10 protein-coding genes and 3 pseudogenes are annotated in these 17,380 nt (G+C 70.9%); 8 read left to right on the top strand and 5 right to left on the bottom strand.

Features of this window, described 5'->3' with window-relative positions; genetic code table 11:
* The first annotated feature begins 12 nt into the window (after positions 1-12).
* Entirely contained in the window at positions 13-3,183 is a 3,171-nt protein-coding gene (locus OG599_RS31765) for a discoidin domain-containing protein (RefSeq protein WP_327179416.1), read from the top strand.
* 301 nt (positions 3,184-3,484) lie between these two features.
* On the opposite strand, the gene OG599_RS31760 is transcribed toward OG599_RS31765, so the two are convergent.
* Positions 3,485-3,910, bottom strand: a complete 426-nt coding sequence (locus tag OG599_RS31760) for a DUF3592 domain-containing protein (protein WP_327179415.1) — start codon at positions 3,908-3,910, stop codon at positions 3,485-3,487.
* Between the two features lie 182 nt (positions 3,911-4,092).
* On the opposite strand from OG599_RS31760, the gene OG599_RS31755 reads away from it, so the two are divergent.
* Positions 4,093-4,671 (top strand): SigE family RNA polymerase sigma factor, encoded by a 579-nt coding sequence (locus OG599_RS31755; protein WP_327179414.1) that lies wholly within the window; start codon positions 4,093-4,095, stop codon positions 4,669-4,671.
* Complete coding sequence (locus tag OG599_RS31750; RefSeq protein WP_327179413.1) at positions 4,668-5,402, top strand: hypothetical protein; 735 nt, start codon at positions 4,668-4,670, stop codon at positions 5,400-5,402. The genes OG599_RS31755 and OG599_RS31750 overlap by 4 nt, the downstream gene beginning before the upstream one ends.
* Positions 5,403-5,532: 130 nt before the next feature.
* Here OG599_RS31750 and OG599_RS31745 read toward each other — a convergent pair whose 3' ends face one another.
* The gene (locus OG599_RS31745) at positions 5,533-6,252 is read right to left on the bottom strand and encodes a class I SAM-dependent methyltransferase (protein WP_327179412.1); all 720 of its coding nucleotides are present in this window, start codon (positions 6,250-6,252) and stop codon (positions 5,533-5,535) included.
* Between the two features lie 314 nt (positions 6,253-6,566).
* Here OG599_RS31745 and OG599_RS31740 point away from each other — a divergent pair, with 314 nt between their 5' ends.
* The 4 genes and pseudogenes from OG599_RS31740 to OG599_RS31725 all read left to right on the top strand — a co-directional run.
* A complete protein-coding gene (locus tag OG599_RS31740; RefSeq protein WP_327179411.1) occupies positions 6,567-7,316 on the top strand; it encodes a carbohydrate ABC transporter permease in 750 nt (249 codons plus the stop codon).
* Positions 7,317-7,492: 176 nt separating this feature from the next.
* Positions 7,493-8,990 (top strand): annotated as a pseudogene (gene arfA, locus OG599_RS31735) (arabinosylfuranosidase ArfA).
* 13 nt (positions 8,991-9,003) lie between these two features.
* A complete protein-coding gene (locus tag OG599_RS31730; protein ID WP_327179410.1) occupies positions 9,004-10,098 on the top strand; it encodes a CocE/NonD family hydrolase in 1,095 nt (364 codons plus the stop codon).
* Positions 10,023-10,388: pseudogene (locus tag OG599_RS31725) on the top strand (CocE/NonD family hydrolase C-terminal non-catalytic domain-containing protein); the annotation flags it as partial. The gene OG599_RS31730 and the pseudogene OG599_RS31725, both read left to right, overlap by 76 nt.
* 194 nt (positions 10,389-10,582) lie before the next feature.
* Here the strand turns inward: OG599_RS31725 and OG599_RS31720 are convergent.
* From OG599_RS31720 to OG599_RS31710, 3 genes and pseudogenes are all read right to left on the bottom strand, one after another.
* Positions 10,583-11,629, bottom strand: coding sequence for a LacI family DNA-binding transcriptional regulator (locus OG599_RS31720; RefSeq protein ID WP_327179409.1), 1,047 nt, complete (start codon positions 11,627-11,629; stop codon positions 10,583-10,585).
* Positions 11,630-11,754: 125 nt separating this feature from the next.
* Positions 11,755-13,291, bottom strand: a pseudogene (locus OG599_RS31715) (glycoside hydrolase family 43 protein).
* 256 nt (positions 13,292-13,547) lie between these two features.
* Positions 13,548-15,005: an endo-1,4-beta-xylanase gene (locus OG599_RS31710; protein WP_327179408.1), complete on the bottom strand. Its 1,458-nt coding sequence runs from the start codon at positions 15,003-15,005 to the stop codon at positions 13,548-13,550.
* Positions 15,006-15,598: 593 nt separating this feature from the next.
* On the opposite strand from OG599_RS31710, the gene OG599_RS31705 reads away from it, so the two are divergent.
* Entirely contained in the window at positions 15,599-17,068 is a 1,470-nt protein-coding gene (locus OG599_RS31705; RefSeq protein ID WP_327179407.1) for a non-reducing end alpha-L-arabinofuranosidase family hydrolase, read from the top strand.
* The last annotated feature ends 312 nt before the right edge of the window (positions 17,069-17,380 follow it).

Raw genomic sequence — 17,380 nt, 5'->3', positions numbered from 1 at the left:
CCGGAGGAACTCATGTCCGACAGCCCCGCCCACCACGACAGGCGCAGGTTCCTCCAACTCGCCGGAATCACCGGCTTGTTGGCCTTGGGCTCGACATCGCTCCCGGGTGTCGCGTCCGCCGCGGAGCGGTCCGGGGCCGCCGCCGGAGACCGTCCCCACGGCGTCTCACAGCGGGACGACATCGCGGAGACCTACTACCAGGTGCTCCTGACGCACACCCGCTGGGCGGAGACCCAGTGGGATGCCGCTCTCGGTCATCACACGGCCAAGGACTTCGGCTTCGCGGTCGTGCTCGGCAACGCGGTACTCCTGACCCGGGGGACCTACGACGCGGACCGCGCGGGCATCGGCGAGGACGAACTGCTGTCCCGCACGGTGGCCACCATCAAGCACTTCGCCGCCTCCAACCGCCTCACGGGCGGCACGGAGTGGGGCCGCACGTTGTTCTTCGACACCACCTTCCAGCTGTACTTCATACTCGCCGCCCGGCTGCTCTGGGACCGTCTGGACGCCGTCACCAGGCAGCACGTCGACACCATCGCCCGCGAGCAGGCGCAGTACACCACCGCCCTGGGCAGCGGCAGCGATCCGGCATCCGGGGGCTGGACCCCGAACGGGCTCCGGGGCGGCTTCGTCGGTGACACGAAGCTGGAGGAGATGGGCGTCTACGCCCAGTCGCTGGCACCGGGACTCGCCTGGGCACCCGCCGACTCCCGGCACTCCGAGTGGACGGCGGCCTTCGGCCGGTGGACCCGGAACGAGGCGGGACTGCCCGCGGCGGACCTCGCCAACCCGGCCACGGTCGACGGAGTCGCCGTCCGGGAGAACACCGCGACCAACCTCTACGACACCTTCATCGTCGAGAACCACAACTCCTTCGGCCCGCACTACCAGGAGGAGTTGTGGCGTACGTCCGGCCGCAACGCCGCGCACTTCATCACCGCGGGCCGTCCCCTGCCGCAGGTCCTCACCGAACAGCCGAACGCGGGGCCGCTGTGGCGCACGCTCCTGATGGTGATGAGTGACGCGGGCGAACCGCTGATGCCGATGGTGGCCGACCGCGAACACCTCTACGGACGCGACGTGATCCCGCTCGCCTTCCTCGCCCAGGTGACCGGCGACCGCGCGGCCGCCTGGGCGGAGGCCGCGATGGCGAAGCGGCTCGCGCCCTACCAGGCGTACGCCCCGGAGTACCGGCTCGCCAAGTTCTCGGGCGAGCCGAAGTACGAACCGGAGGCGAGGGCGGAGATCGCCATCAGCTACCTGCTGCACGGCTGGAGGGAGGCCCACGGGGGAATCGTCGCCCCGCTGTCCGACGAGGAGTTCTACGCGCGCGCCTCCGGGGTACGGGACTTCGCCGAGGGACCCGGTCTCGTGGTCCAGCAGACCCCGGCCGCCTGGGCGGCCACGGTCAGCAAGCCCGGTTTCGTCAAGTTCGCCTGGCAGCCGGCCCACGACGACTGGCTGTTCGCGCTGAGCGGCGGCACCCCCATGTTCCTCCCGTCGTCCGGCGGCAAGGTGCAGCGCCGCTCGGTCACGACCTACCGGAAGGTCCGGGACGGAATCGACGCCACCGCCTCCGTACTCCAACTGGACACCGGAACCGCGGGGTTCACGACTCTGCCGTCGGGGGCAGTGGTGTACGCCACAAGCGGTACGGGTGCCGGGGAGGGGCGACTGGAGGTGCACAACCTGACGATGCCGGGGCTGGCGGGCCTGGACGGCAGTCGCACGTACACCTCCGCCGAGGGGTCGGTCCAGGTGAAGTCGGAGGACAGCGGCAACACCTCGGGCGGCCCCGGCCCCCGGACGGACGACCTCGTACTCCCCCGGTCTTCCTTCCGTCATGTCCGCATGCAGGGCGTCTTGGGGCATCCGCAGTACGGATACTCGCTCTACACGTTCTCCGTCCGGGACGGTGCGGACGGCCCGGACCTTGCCCGGGGTGGCGCGGCCGGCGCCTCGTCGGCGGCCAAGGGCAACGAGGCCGCACGCGTCCTGGACGGCGACGGCACCACGCGCTGGGCCGTCGCCGTCGGCGAACGCAACCGTCAGGACAGCTGGCTGACGGTCGACCTCGGCAGCACGGTCGCCTTCGACCGCGTCACCCTGGAATGGGAGACCGCGGCCGCCACCAGGTACCTGCTGCAGGGATCGGACGACGGGGAGACCTGGACCGAGCTGACGCGCTTCCCCGAGGCCGAGCTCACCAGCCGCGGCGGCTGGCTCTCCGTGGACGGGAGGGCGGGGCTGGTGGTCCGCGGCGCCGCCAACCCGCTCGCCGTCTACGGCGACACGGTGGTCCTGTCGGACGGTCCGGCCGAGGCCCTCACCGTCGAAGGGCATCCGACGGGAGACCCGGCCGAGCTGGCGGCGGCAGCGTCCCGGCAGGCGCCGCGCGCCACCGACCCCGCCGTGCACGCCAGCACCGCCGGCGGACACCTCAGCCTGTTCAACCTCTCCCCCGACGCGGTACGGACCGAGGTCGCCCTGCCGCGGCAGGGCACCGCCCTCGTGCTCTACGCCGGTTCGCAGACGGTGACCGCCTCGGGCACCGAGTTCGCCGCCGACCTGGCGGGCGCGACCGCGGTCGTCGCCGCGGCCCGCTTCACACTGCTCCCGGCAGCGGGACGGACCGTACCGGCCGGTGTCCGGGCGGAGGTGGTCGACGCGGCGACCGTCCGGTTGACCGGGCCGTCGTGCGACCTGCTGCTGGTGGCGCCCGACGGGCGGCGTACGAAGGTCGAGCTGCGCCGCGGCCGGACCGAAACGGTGTCGGTGCGCGACGCCGTCCCGTATCCGCTCGCCGACGCCGCGCTGGGATGCGACACGTTCCCGAACGCACCGCGCCCCGCCGGGATGTCGGACCCGTCGGCCGCGGTGGACGGGGACCGGCGGACGTCGTGGACCCCGGGATCCGACCGGGCGCGGATGGTCGTGGACCTCGGTTCCGTGCGCCCCGTCGAGCGGGTCGTCGCCGAGTGGACGTCGAACCGCGTGCCCCGGGCGACGCTCGGGTTCAGCGACGACGGCGTCACCTACCGTCCCGGCGGGACCCTGGGGGGCCGCGCCGCCACGACGGCCTCGACCGCGGGCGTCACGGCCCGCTACGTGGCGCTCGACGTCTCGGGCTGGAGCGGAGCCCACGCGCGTCTCAGGGCTCTCTCCGTACTCCCCCGGTAGAAACGCGCGACGGCCGGTCCCGCACGGGGCACTGCTCCGGGGCGGGATCGGCTACCGCCCGGAGCGGTGCCCCGCCCGGGACCGGCACGCGCTCCACTCGCGGTCGATGGGCTCCCGCTGAGCCGACTCCGGCTGAGCCGGCTCCGGGCGACGCGGCGGGTTTCCGCGAGGGGGCAGGGTCCCGGTAACGCGGGCCGGCCCGACGCCCGGTTCGGCGGGTCGGGGCAGTTCGGCGAGCTGGGCACCGAGGAAGGGCGAGTCGGGCACCGAGGGAAACGGGGCGGGGACTCGACCCTGCGGGTCAGGAGAAGGCGACGACGCCCATCCCGAGGACGAGCCAGGCGACGAAGAAGGCGAGTGCCGGAGTCAGGAGGACCAGCGCGCGCAGGCGCCCGGAGCGTGCGGATTCCAGGTGGTCCTCCAGCTCGACGACACCGGGGGCCTCGGGGTCGTGGACGACGGTGACGCTGTCGCGCGGCGCGACGCTCGTGAAATGCGTGGCGTAGGAGTCCGCCTCGTGCGTGGTTCCGTCGGGCAGTGTGTAGGAGAACCGCACCGACACCTCGTCGTCGTGCCGGGAGAGCCCCTCACACACACCCACGGTGCGGACGCCCGAGGCGATGAGCCGCCGGGCGGTCCGGTGGCCGCGGAGGAAGTGGACGGCGAGGGCTCCGAACAGTGCGCAGAGGGCCGCCGGTATGACCAGGCAGAACAGGACGACGCCCATCGTGTGGTTCTCGCTTTCCGTCGTGCCCGATCGGCCGTACTGAGAGGGAAGGCGATCTGCTGGTGGTCGCGGATCGCGACCGTGCCGGGGAAGCTCCACCTGTCCCGCCTCCGCGAGAACACGAGAGCCTCAGGCAACGGTTTCCGGCGCCCGCGGACTCTTGTGGTACGAGGAGGTGAGCCATGAGGGACACGGTAGGAGCAGCGGCGGACGCCGGGGAGCGTTCCGAGGATTTCCAGGCGTTCGTTGTCGGGCGGTGGTCCCGGCTGATGCGGACCGCCTATCTCCTGACAGGAGAGCAGTACGCGGCGGAGGACCTCGTACAGGGCTGTCTGGAACGAACATTCGTCGCCTGGCGCAAGGTGTCGCAGGCCCGGGATCCGGACGCCTACGTGCGGCGCATCATGGTCAACACGCACGCGCGCAGATACCGCAGAGGGCTCAAGGAGTACCTGTCACGGGGCGACGACCCCGGGCTCGGGCACGATCTGCCGGAGCGCGGCGACGACATGGCGCAGGCGGTCGAGCGGTCCGACCTGGTCGCCGCACTGTCCCAACTGCCGCCGCGGCAAAGAGAAGCCGTCGTGCTGCGGTACTGGGAAGACCTGAGCGAGACGCAGACGGCCGCCGCGATGGGGTGCTCGGTGGGCACCGTGAAGAGCAACGCGGCCCGAGGGATCACCCGGCTCCGGTCGGCCGTCGGGCCGGCCCGGACCGGCACGGAAACAACTCATCTGGTGCACGAAGGGCGGATGTCATGACGGATACGGGCACCGATATCTCCAGGCTGCTCGCCGACGCCGCGCAAGGCGTCCGGATCAAGCACGCACCCGTCGACGCGATCGTCGTGGGCGGCAGGCGGCGCAGGAACAGGCGCCGGGCCGCCGGGGCGGTCGTCGTCGCGCTGACCGTGGCGTGCACGGCCGGGATTCTGACGTCGGTCTCCCTGCCCGAGGGATCCGGGACGGCGTCGGTCGCCGCGGAACCGGACACGGTGCCCCGGCCCACCACGGAGGTCATCGCGAGTGGGCAGCTCGACGGGAAACCCTGGACCCTCAGCGTCGACGTGTGGAAGCGCGCCGACGACGCCGACGAGGCGGGCCGCGCGTGGGACGCGATGAAGGAGGCCGAATATCCGGACCCACAGCGTGCGGGCGGTGCAGGGGGACCTGAACTCGTGCACACGGGATGGTTCTTCGCCAACCTGAAGGTCGGAGAGCGGCGCTCGTTCGTGGATGACGGAGCGCTGACCGGAGCCGGGGACCGCACGGTCGAGACCAGTTGGGGCAAGCTCGCCCGGACCGGTTCCGGTTGGTTCGTCTTCGGGCGGACGACTCCCGGAGTCCACGCCGTCACGTGCACCTGGGACGACGGGCGCAAGGCCTCGCCCCAGCTGCGGACGGTCGCCGGAACCGACAGACGGTTCTTCGCGATCGAGGCCCCGGCCCCGAAACCGACTGCCGGACAGCCCTGGTGCACGGCGGCTGACTGACCTGTCCGTACGGGCATGCCCCTGTACCTGGTCGCGTGGAATGTCCGTCCCCGGATGCGGCACTCACGCGCCCAGGTACGCCCCGTGCCATCCCTCTCGCGTCAGGGGGATCCCCGTACAGGGATCCGGGTCAGGGGCAGCCGGCGACGAACCAGCGGGCGGGGAGTTCGACCGGGGAGCCGGTGGGGCGGGTCTCGCTCATGGCGAGGGCGGTGGTGCCTTCGCCGAGGAGCGTGAGCCCCGCCGCCCGCAGAAGGGCCGCGACCTCGCCCTCGGCGACTTCGCCGGGGCGCAGGTCGTTTTCAATGACTCGGCGCAGTTTGGGTGATGGGCCGCCGGGCTGAGCCGCGACGGCGGCGATGACCGCCTTGGCCTGGCCTGTCGGTTCCAGGACCAGGGCCCTGCCGTGGGCGCCGACCAGGCGGGCGACGGCGGCGGCTACCGCGGGGCGATCCTCCGGGTCGCTCTGGTGCAGGACCGCCCGCATATAGACGTTGCTGTCGCCGAGGCGCTCGTGCAGCGCGCCGGTCTGCGCCGGGTCGGCGAGGTTGAGTTGCTCGTACGTCGCGGCTCCGCTCGGATCGGTCCGGCGGGCGTGGGCGATGGCGGCGGCGGAGAGGTCGACGCCGACGGCGGAGGCGAAGCGGGTGGCGAGGAAGCGGGTCTGGGTGCCGTTGCCGCACCCGAGGTCGGCGACCGGCAGGGAGCGGTCGGCGTACGGGGTGAGGTGTTCGAGGTCGCGCCGCGCCGTCAGGGCCGGATCCGCGTCCCAGAAAGGTTCGCCCTGCTCGCCGGAGCTCTGCTCCCAGAAGCCTTCCCACGCGGTGCGGTAGCGGTCGGACACGGTCATGGAGTCTCCTCGCGGTGTGCGGGCTGATCGGTGTGCGAGCGTATACGCGCGCGGGCCGATCGATGTGCGGGCGGATACGCGCGCGGGCGGATCGGCGTGCCGGGGGCCGGCGTCCCTGATGACTGCCCGGCGGACGCCTCCCCCCAGCCTCCGTCACTCCGTCATGATGATGCCCCTTCGCTCAGCGAGGTGAGCCCTTCGGCCTCGGCGTCCTCGCCGCCGAGGCCGAACAGCCGGTCCGCACGCCGCAGAAGTGGGGCAGCCCCGTCACCTACTTCATCGCGCTGCTCTTCGTCGCCGTCTGCGTCGCACCCGTGCTCTACATCGTGCTCGGCGGATTCCGCACCAACGCGCAGATCACCACCGATCCGGCGGCCCTGCCACATCCCTGGGTGGTCGCCAACTACACGGGCATCCTGAAGTCATCGGTGTTCTGGGGCGAGTTCGCCAACTCCCTCGTGGTCGCGATCGCCAGCACCGTGGGCATCGTCGCTCTCGGTCTGATGGTGAGCTTCGTGATCGCGCGCTACGACTTCAAGCTCAAGGGCGCGATGTACTCCCTGTTCGCCGCCGGCCTGATGTTCCCCATGGTCATCGCGATCACTCCGCTGTACCTCGTCATCAAGGACCTCGGTCTCGTCGACAACCTGCTCGGTGTGATCGTCCCGCAGATCGCCTTCGGCCTGCCGACGACCGTGATCATCCTCGTGCCGTTCCTGAGAGCCATCCCGAACGAGATCGAGGAGGCCGCCGCGATCGACGGCATGAGCCGACTCGGATTCTTCTTCCGCATGGTGCTCCCGCTGTCGCTGCCCGGCGTGGTCACCGTCGGCATCCTCGGATTCGTCGGCAGCTGGAACAACTACCTCCTGCCCCTGTACGTCCTCAACTCGCAGGCGAACTACACCCTGCCGCTCGGCGTCCAGGTGTTCTCCTCCCCGTACTCCACGGACACCGCGAAGGTTCTCGCCTTCACCTCACTCGCCATGCTGCCCGCCCTGATCTTCTTCTCGGTCTTCGAGAAGCGCATCGTCGGCGGCCTCACCGGCGCCGTGAAGGGCTGACACCACCGCCAGGACCCACGCCGGACCGTCCTGGGGCGTGTCGTCGGACCGCGGGCGGGCGACGGCACTTCGACGACACGCCCCAGGCCTGCCCCTGCCCCGTCTCCCGGCGGGGGCGGGCCGCTGCCCGACGCCATCCGCCAGCCCCGCAGCATCTCCGTGAAAGGACCGCCGCTTTGCCTCGCGCCCACATCGAACTCGACAGGCAGGCCGTCGTCGCCCCTGTCCGGCGCCGCACCTTCGGCTCGTTCGTCGAACACCTCGGCCGCTGCGTGTACACCGGTCTCTACGAGCCCGGTCACCCGAGCGCGAACGAGGACGGGTTCCGCATGGACGTCGTCGAGCTCGTCCGGGAGCTCGGCAGCACCACCATCCGCTACCCGGGCGGCAACTTCGTCTCCGGGTTCCGCTGGGAGGACTCCGTCGGCCCGCGCGGGAGACCCGGTGCGCCGCGACCTCGCCTGGCGTTCACTCGAATCCAACCAGGTCGGCCTCGACGAGTTCGCCGGTTGGCTCAGGCTCACCGGCTCCGAACTCATGCTGGCCGTCAACGTGGCCACCCGGGGCATCCTGCCCGCTCTGGACCTGCTCGAGTACGCCAACCACCCTTCCGGCACGGCCCTGTCGGACCTGCGCATCGCCAACGGCACACCGGAACCGCACAACGTGCGCATGTGGTGCCTCGGCAACGAGATGGACGGGCCCTGGCAGACCGGGTTCATGACGGCGGACGACTACGGCAAGCTGGCCGCCCGCACCGCCGCCGCGATGAAGAGGGCCGACAAGGACCTCGAACTCGTCGTCTGCGGCTCCTCCGGGTCCGCCATGCCGACGTTCGGCGACTGGGAGCGCACCGTACTGGAGCACAGTTACGACCACGTCGACTACGTCTCCTGCCACGCGTACTACCAGGAGCACGACGGCGACCTCGGCTCCTTCCTCGCCTCGGCGACCGACATGGACTACTTCATCGACACCGTCGTCGCGACCGCCGACCACGTGGGGCACAAGAAGCGCTCCACCAAGAAGATCGACGTCTCCTTCGACGAGTGGAACGTCTGGTACCTCAAGGAGCGCCAGGAGTCCGACAGGACCCACGACGAGTGGCGCCACGCACCCCGGCTCCTGGAGGACGCCTACACGGTGGCGGACGCGGTCGTCGTCGGCAACCTGCTGATGACGCTGCTGCGCCGCAGCGACCGCGTCACCTCGGCGTCCCTCGCCCAGCTGGTCAACGTGATCGCCCCGATCATGACCGAACCCGGCGGCCCGGCCTGGCGCCAGACGACGTTCTATCCGTTCTCGATCACGAGTCGGCTGGCCTCCGGCGAGGTGATCCGCCCACGGATCGAGGCTCCGACGTACGAGACGGCGCGCTACGGGGAGGCGTCCGTCGTCGACGCCGTCGCGGCGGCCGACGAGGACCGGGCCGCGGTCTTCCTCGTCAACCGTGACCTGGCGGAAGCCGCGCAGGTCACGATCGACGTACGCAGCCTCGGCTCCTCGCGCATCACGGAGGCGGTCACGCTCGCCGATTCCGACGTGTACGCCCGGAACACGCTCGCCCACCAGGCCCGGGTGACCCCGGCCGCGAATACCGGCGCGGCACTCGTCGACGGCCTGCTGACCATCGAACTGCCACCGACGTCCTGGACGGCGGTCGCGCTGCGATGAGCGAGGGCATGCGATGAGCGAGGGCACGAGCCCCGTTCAGGAGCCGGCCGCCCTCCGGTGCACGGATCCGGCAGGTGAACCGCCGGACCCGGTCGCCGACCGCCGCGAGATGGCCTGTGCGTTGCGCGACGGCGTACGCCTCCGCACCCTCCTGCTTCTTCCGCACGGGCCCGGGCCGTGGCCGGCCCTGCTGACCCGTCATCCCTACGACGTGGCCCGTGAGGAGCACGAGGGGACGCTCGACGTCGGGCGCCTCGTCGCCGCCGGTTATCCCGTCGCGCTCCAGGACGTACGGGGCCGCTTCGGCTCCGAAGGCGACTTCGACCCCTGTGCGCAGGAGGTGGCCTTCGGCGCCGACGCCGTGGCGTGGCTCGCGGCGCTTCCCGAATGCGACGGCACTGTCGGAATGTGGGGTGCCTCCTACGCTTCGGACACCCAGTTCAGCGCCCTGCTGGGCGGCGCACCGGCGCTGCGGGCGATCGCTCCCGCCCTGACACCGGCGATGTCGGCGCTCGACGGTTTCCGGTTCCGCGGCGGGGTGCCGGAGATCGGCAGCACTCTGGCGTGGACGCACTACGCGATCGCCCCGGACATGATCGCCCGCATCGGTTCCGCGCACGACCGGGAGGCCGGACGGAAGCGGTGGGAGGCGACCGAGCGCGCGCTCGCGAGCCTCGACGCGTTCCGGGCCGGAACTCCACGCTCGGGACCGGACGTCGAGGCGATCGTCGGGTGGGGGCTGGACCGGTTGCGGGAGCCGCTCGGGTCGGCGCGTCACCGCGAGGGGAAGATCGTCGACCGGATCGACGCGGTCGACGTCCCGGTCTTCCTGATCGGCGGGTGGTTCGACGTCTTTCTCGGGCCGACCCTGGAACTCCACCGACGGCTGGTGCGCCGTGCGAAGGAGACCGGCGGGCCGGTGCCTCGCCTCCTGGTCGGCCCCTGGACGCACGACAACTCTCGGGCCGGACGGCCGGTGTGGACTTCGGACCGCGCGCGTCCGCCGACGGTCTCCACGGCGGGGACCTCACCGCGCAGCACCTTCGGTGGTTCGACGCCACCCTCCGCGGGGGCGCGGCGGAGATGCCGCCGGTGCGCGTTTTCCTGATGGGCGCGAACCGGTGGATCGCACTGGAGGAGTTCCCCCCGCCCGGCACGCGGACGCTGGATCTGTACCTGAACCAGGGGGGCGCGCTGACGCCGGGGCCGGCTGGGACCGGCGAACGGCTGCTCACCAGCGATCCCGCGTCGGCGGTGCCGACGTGCGGCGGTGCGGTGCTCCTGTTCGGACCGTTCGAGGCCGGCCCCGCCGAGCAGACGGCGATCGAGGCGCGGCAGGACGTGGCCTCGTGGCGCACCGCGCCGCTCACCGAGGAACTCACGGTGATGGGCGCGGTCCGCGCCGTCGTCCACCTCGCGACCACCGGAACGGACGCGGACGTTGTCGTGCGTCTGCGGGGAGCCGGTGGAGCCCACCACGGCGGAATACACGATCCGTCATGGCGCCGCCCGTCCGAGCCGCCTCGTCCTCCACGTCGTGACGCCGGCACCGCGATGACGCGGTTTGGGGGGCGGGAATCCGACGGCACCCGTCAGTGGGACGCCGGGGCCGATCCGGTGGAGGCACGGAGGACCAACTCCGTGGCCAGCTCCATGCGGGCGGGTGACCGGACGCCGGCTTTCTCGGCCCGGGAGAGCTCGATCAGACGTTTGACGGCTACGGCGCCCAGCTCGGTGCTGGGCTGTCTGACGGTCGTCAGACCGGGGGTGATGTACTGCGCCTCGGGCAGGTCGTCGAACCCGATGACACTGATGTCCTCGGGTATCCGCAGGCCCCGGGCCGCCACCGCGTCGTAGACGCCGAGTGCCATGGAGTCCGCGCAGGCGAAGACGGCCGTGATCCCGGGGTCGCCGTCGAGCAGGGTGTGGGTCGCGGACGCCGCCTTGGCGCGGTTCCATCCGCCGTGGGCCACCGACACCGTGGCGCTGCCGACGGTCGTGGTGTCGGCCGCCGCACGGAAACCGTCGACGCGCGCCCTGCTGAAGAGGTGGCGCGCATGACCTGCGACCACCCCCATCCGCGTATGGCCGAGGGACAGGAGGTGCTCGGCGGCCATGCGGCCGCCCTCCCAGTTCGCCACTCCGATGCTCGCCACCCCCGAGGGGGGTGTGCTCATCGGGTCGATGAGCACCACGGGGACGCCCGCCGCGAAGAGTGCGCCGAACTGCCGGGACGCGGGATCGACCAAGGTCCCGATCACGCCGAGGGTGCGCCTTCTCAGCAGCCGCGACACCCAGTCGCTGTGCGGTTCCGCGAGCGTCAGGACGACATCGACTCCCGCCGCCGCCGCTTCACGTCCGACCCCGGCTATCAGCAGGTTCGCCCACGATCCCTCGAAATGGGTGACCACGAGGTCCAGCGCGTGGGAGAGGCCGCTCTCGTCCCGTGCGTTCTCGCCCTTGGCCCCGGCCGGGCGGGTGTAGCCGACGGCCTGCACGGCTTCCATGACCTTCGCGCGGGTCTCCGCCGAGACGTCCGTTCCGCCTCGCAGCACCTTGGACACGGTGGGGATGCTCGTACCGGCGGTCTTGGCCACCAGGGACAGTGTGGGACGCGATCCGGCTGGTCGAGGCGGCATGGGGAAAGGTTAGCCCAACCGCCGAGGGGGCCTGCCGGGGGCCGGGGAAGCGCTTCGGACGGGGTTGGGAGGGCCATGGGCGGGCGCAACGACCCGGGGGTGCGGTGGCCGCCCGCACCCGGGTGTCACACGGACGGCGTCGGGGCCGGGACGTACTCGAACCAGTCGAAGTCGACCGAGCCCTGTGTGGCGTACATACCGATCACCCGGCCGGTGAAGCCGCAGGCGATCTCGGTGGAGAGGTAGCGCCCGTCCAGTTCGGCGATCGGACGGGCGCCGGGGGCGTCGGGATCGCCGAGCCAGAAGGCGATGGTGTCGGGGCCCGTGGTGCCGCCGTCGGTGAGGTGGGGCGACGCGGGGACGAGGTCGGACGTCCGGATCGTCACGGTGAGGTGCAGCGGCCCGGCGGGGGCCGGCCTGCGGGCCAGGGTCTGGCGCAGCGGCCCGATCCGGGCCACGACGAAGACCTCCGCGTCCTCGGCCTCCAGCTCGTAGTGGTGGGCCTCGTCCAGGCGCACGCAGAGTCCCCCGCGTCCCGTGCCCGGGTCGATCAGGGTGCTGACGCGGCAGTCGTGGTGCTGCTGGCGGCGGCCGACGAAGGTGTATCCGGGGCTGTCCAGGGTGGCGCCGGTGGCATGGAGGGCCAGCCGACCGGGTCGCTCGGTGAGCGACCAGGAGCCCTCCGGGCGGGCGAACGGCGAGATCCAGTGCGGCGCGAGGGCGCCCGCGTCGAAGTCGTCGCGGGCGGGCGGGGCCGGTACGGGGTGCCAGGCACCGCCCGGGGCCGTGTGGCTCTCGGGAACGGGTGCCACGACGGGCCAGTCGTCCTCGTGCCACTCCACGGCGGCCAGGAACGTCTCGCGGCCGAGCACGTGCACGTCGGGTGTGAAGCCGCGGGGGCGGACGCCCAGCAGCACCATCCACCAGCTGCCGTCGGGGGCCCGCACCAGGTCGGCGTGGCCGGTGTTCTGGATGGAGCGGCCGGTGCCGCTGTGGGACAGCAGGGGGTTGCCGGGTGCGCCCTCCCAGGGGCCGCGCGGCGAGCGGCCGCGGGCGGGGGGAGACGCTGTGGCCGCGTTCCGTACCGCCTTCGGCGATCAGCAGGTACCACCAGTCGCCGATGCGGTAGAGGTGCGGCGCCTCGGGGAACTTGAGGCCGCTCCCCGACCACGCGGGGAAGGGTCCCTCCAGAACCTCGCCCGCCACCGGGTCGATCCTGGCCATGTTGATGCCCCCTGCGGGGCCGGAGAAGGCGCACCAGCAGGTGCCGTCCTCCTCCCATGCCAGGTCGGGGTCGATCCCGGTCAGGTCGATCCACACGGGGTCACTCCACGGCCCCTCGGGCCGCTCGGCCGAGACGAGGAAGTTGCCGCCGCCGTCGATGTTGGTGTTGATCACCCAGTAACGGCCGTCGTGGTGGCGGATCGTGGGGGCGTAGAGGCCCCCGGACGCCTTGGCGCCGGGGAGGGGCAGCGGCAGTTGCCCGGGCCGGTCGAGCACGTTGCCGATCTGCTCCCAGTGCACCAGGTCCTTGCTGTGGAAGAGCGGCAGCCCGGGGAAATACTCGAAGCTGGAGCACACCAGGTAGTAGTCGTCGCCGACCCGGCACACGCTCGGATCGGGGTGGAACCCGCTGATCACCGGGTTGTCGTACCTGTGCACGGAAACTTTTCCCTTCAACCCGCCGGGCGCCGTGGAGCGACTCCGGGCGGCGGTTCGGTTCTCGCTCATCCGTCTGTTCCGGGCTCCGCGTGCCACCCCCCGGGGCGACGGGGCGGGCGGGGCGGCGGTCCACGCCGCAAGGGCCGCCACCGTGACGGCGGCGGCCCTCCGGGCGGTCAGCGGTGTTCTCGTCAGGGGAGATGCTCTCGTCCGGAGAGAGGTTCTCGTCAGGAGAGGAGAGCAGCGGCAGACCGTGTCAGGACGACAGGGTCCAGCGCTGGTTGCTGCCGTTCGAGCAGGTGTAGAGCTGGAGCTGGGTGCCGTTGGCGGTGCCGGCGCCCACGGCGTCGAGGCAGAGTCCGGACTGGACGCCGGCTATGGACCCGTCGGAGTTGAGACGCCACTTCTGGTTGTCGGCGCCCCAGCAGCCGTAGATCTGGATCTTGGCGCCGTTGCCGCTGCCTGCGGCGTCCAGGCACTTGTTGCCGTAGACCCGCAGTTCACCGGCGGAGGTGAGCTGCCACTGCTGGTTGGCGGCGCTGTGGCAGTCGTACAACTGGACCGCGGTGCCGTCCGCGGTGGCGGAGTTGGGCACGTCCACGCAGCGGCCCGAACCGGTGCCCTTGAGCTGTCCGCTCTGGCCGCCGCCGTCGCCGCCACCGTCGTCGCCACCGCCGGACGAGCCGCTGTTGAGGGCGTTGAGGACGGCGCTGTAGGCGGACTTCTTGCTGCCGTCGCTGTTGAACAGCAGGGGTGTGTCCCCCGACCGCCAGGAGTCGGAGTCACGCACGCCCCAGACGGTGATGCCGAGGCAACGCGGGACGGCCAGGCAGTCGTTGACCACGTTGGCGTAGGTCGTGGCCGAAGCGCCCTGGATGTCGAGTTCGGTGATGGCCACATCGACGCCGAGGGCGGCGAAGTTCTGCAGGGTGGTGCGGAAGTTGCTGTCGTAGGGGCTTCCGCTGTTGAAGTGCGACTGGAAGCCCACACAGTCGATCGGCACGCCGCGCGACTTGAAGTCCCGGACCATGTTGTACACGCCCTGGGTCTTGGCCCAGTTCCAGTTCTCGATGTTGTAGTCGTTGTAGCAGAGCTTGGCGGACGGGTCGGCGGCGCGCGCGGTCCGGAAGGCGACCTCGATCCAGTCGTTGCCGGTGCGCTGCAGGTTGGAGTCGCGGCGGCCACCCGAGTTGCCGTCGGCGAAAGCCTCGTTCACGACGTCCCACTGGGCGATCTTGCCCTTGTAGTGGGCCATCACGCCGTTGATGTGGTCGTTCATCGCCTGGCGCAGCGAGCTGCCGCTCAGGCTCTGCATCCAGCCGGGCTGCTGGGAGTACCAGGCCAGGGTGTGACCACGCACCTGCTTGCCGTTCTGCACCGCCCAGTTGTAGACGCGGTCGGCGTTGGTGAAGTTGAACTGGCCCCGCTGCGGCTCGGTGGCGTCGATCTTCATCTCGTTCTCGGCCGTCACCATGTTGAACTCACGGGACGCGATCGAGGTGTACGCCGAGTCCCCGAGCTTGCCCGAGGCGATGGCGGTGCCGAAGTAGCGGCCGCTCTGCGCCGCCGCGGCGCCGAGCGTGGTCTCGGCGGCGTGTGCCTCCGACGGGGCGACCAGTGCGGCGGACGCACCCAGGACGCCGACGAGCAGCGCCGGCAGCAGAGCGCGGAGCGACCGGCCGAGAGCGGATCTGGGGAGGGCGTAGGAGCCCATGGCTGTGCCTCCAAAAAGTAGGAAAGCGCGGAAGGACCGAAGCGCGGGAGCTGCGTCGTCCGCCCTCATTCGGTCGACGGACGGGCAGGCCGGAGCGTGCGCTGATCTGTCGTGCGGCTGTGCGTGGGACTTTCGTGCGACTGTGCGCCGATCTGCCGGGCGGCACCGATGAGCCCGGAGCCGGCGTGGTGGGACGTCCTGAACCACGTCCGGTGTCTCAAACAGGGATGATCGAGGCTTTGACGGTGGCTCGTCAACACTTCGCGCAGGAATTGTTTGCGCTAACACCTCGAAACATTTCGCAGCTCAGGCAAGTCCGCCTACGGACGCCCGACATGGCCACCGACTGCCGAATCAGGCACGTCAACCTGCTTCAGCGGTACGGCCTGACGTCATTTTGCGACCCTCGGAGCAAACCCGATCGCAGACAGATCTGCCGCACACCTTGACTGCGAGCGCTCACATTCCTAGCTTGTGGCGTCATGAGAACGAAGCTTTTGCGCAACTTTTCGAAAAAGCTTTGGCCTTCCCGCACCCCCATACTGCGGCCCGTCGGGTCACCTCGCCCCGCTCCCCTCCCAGGAGGTCCTTTGATGTGGTTCCGCCACGCGTTCCCGGTCCGCCCGGAACGCCTACTCGCCCTCCTCGCGCCCCTGTTGCTCGTGGCCGGCTTCCTCGGCGCCCAGCCCGCCGCCGCGGCGACCGTCGATTCCGGCGCCTCGTACGTACTGGTCAACCGCAACAGCGGCAAGGCCCTGGACGACTACAACCTGGCGACCGAGGACGGCGCCCGCGTCACCCAGTGGACCCGGAACGACCAGAACCAGCAGCAGTGGCAGTTCATCGCCTCCGGGGACGGCTACTACCGCGTCAAGTCCGTCCACTCGGGCAAGGTGCTGGACATCTACAACTGGTCCACCGCCAACGGCGGTTCGATCGTCCAGTGGACCGACCTGAATGCCACCAACCAGCAGTGGAAGCTGGCCGACAGCTCGGACGGCTACGTGAGGCTCATCTCGCGGCACAGCAACAAGGCCCTCGAAGTGCAGGGCGCCTCCACCGCCGACAACGCGAACGTCGTCCAGTACGACGACTGGGGCGGCACCAACCAGCAGTGGAAGCTGGTCAAGGTCGGTGGCGGCGACACCTCTGGCACGTGCGACCTTCCGTCGGCCTACCGCTGGTCGTCGACGGGCGCGCTGGCGCAGCCCAAGCAGGGATGGGCTTCGCTCAAGGACTTCACGGTCGTCCCCTACAACGGCAAGCAGCTCGTCTACGCGACGACGCACGACACCGGGTCGAGCTGGGGTTCGATGAACTTCAGCCCGTTCACCAACTGGTCGGAGATGGCATCGGCCGGCCAGAACACGATGTCGTCCGCGACCGTCGCACCCACGCTCTTCTACTTCGCGCCGAAGAACATCTGGGTGCTCACCTACCAGTGGGGCGGGACCGCCTTCTCCTACCGGACGTCGAGCGACCCCACCAACGCGAACGGCTGGTCCGCCCCGCAGGTGCTCTTCTCGGGGAGCATCAGCGACTCCGGAACCGGACCCATCGACCAGACGCTCATCGGTGACGGTACGAACATGTACCTGTTCTTCGCCGGTGACAACGGCAAGATCTACCGGGCCGCCATGCCGATCGGGAACTTCCCGGGCAGCTTCGGGACGTCCTCCACCGTGGTCATGAGCGACACGACGAACAACCTGTTCGAAGCGCCGCAGGTCTACAAGCTGCAGGGGCAGAACCGGTACCTCATGATCGTCGAGGCGATCGGTTCGCAGGGCCGCTACTTCCGCTCGTTCACGGCCACCAGTCCGAACGGGTCGTGGACGCCCCAGGCCGCGACCGAGAGCAATCCGTTCGCCGGCAAGGCCAACAGTGGCGCCACCTGGACCAACGACATCAGCCACGGCGAACTGATCCGCACCGGCGCCGATCAGACCATGACCGTCGATCCCTGCAACCTCCAGTTGCTCTACCAGGGCCGCAGCCCCAGCTCCGGCGGCGACTACGGTCTCCTGCCCTACCGTCCGGGTCTGCTGACACTGCAGCACTGACGGGGCGGCACGGCCGGCTCGGTCACGTACCGAGCACCGCGGGCGGGCTACCCCCGCCCGGACCACGTACAAGAGCGGCTCGGGCGGTGCCCCACGGAAACGCGGGGCACCGCCCGGGGTGCCACCGACCCCACCGGCCCGCCGACGACGTGGTTTCCCGGTCGCGGCGCGGTGGGCCGCTCGGCCCGCCGGCGCCCCGAGTGGCCGAAGAGGCGGAGTGAGTGGCTCGCCGGGCAGACGGCCCGGCGGACCGCTGTGATACCCGCACGCGTCTCCGATGATCGGTCGACGCGGCAGCCTTCTGGACACGGC

Origin of the sequence: Streptomyces sp. NBC_01335 (assembly GCF_035953295.1) — a bacterium.
Lineage (GTDB): Bacteria > Actinomycetota > Actinomycetes > Streptomycetales > Streptomycetaceae > Streptomyces.
Note: the sequence above shows the minus strand (reverse complement) of the source record. Positions and strands in the feature narration are given on the sequence as shown.

Bases quoted from the DNA above. Each gene is read 5' to 3' on its own strand.
- OG599_RS31765 (WP_327179416.1), top strand. From the start codon at position 13: ATGTCCGACAGCCCCGCCCACCACGACAGGCGCAGGTTCCTCCAACTC.
- OG599_RS31760 (WP_327179415.1), bottom strand. From the start codon at position 3,910: ATGGGCGTCGTCCTGTTCTGCCTGGTCATACCGGCGGCCCTCTGCGCA.
- OG599_RS31755 (WP_327179414.1), top strand. From the start codon at position 4,093: ATGAGGGACACGGTAGGAGCAGCGGCGGACGCCGGGGAGCGTTCCGAG.
- OG599_RS31750 (WP_327179413.1), top strand. From the start codon at position 4,668: ATGACGGATACGGGCACCGATATCTCCAGGCTGCTCGCCGACGCCGCG.
- OG599_RS31745 (WP_327179412.1), bottom strand. From the start codon at position 6,252: ATGACCGTGTCCGACCGCTACCGCACCGCGTGGGAAGGCTTCTGGGAG.
- OG599_RS31730 (WP_327179410.1), top strand. From the start codon at position 9,004: ATGAGCGAGGGCACGAGCCCCGTTCAGGAGCCGGCCGCCCTCCGGTGC.
- OG599_RS31720 (WP_327179409.1), bottom strand. From the start codon at position 11,629: ATGCCGCCTCGACCAGCCGGATCGCGTCCCACACTGTCCCTGGTGGCC.
- OG599_RS31710 (WP_327179408.1), bottom strand. From the start codon at position 15,005: ATGGGCTCCTACGCCCTCCCCAGATCCGCTCTCGGCCGGTCGCTCCGC.
- OG599_RS31705 (WP_327179407.1), top strand. From the start codon at position 15,599: ATGTGGTTCCGCCACGCGTTCCCGGTCCGCCCGGAACGCCTACTCGCC.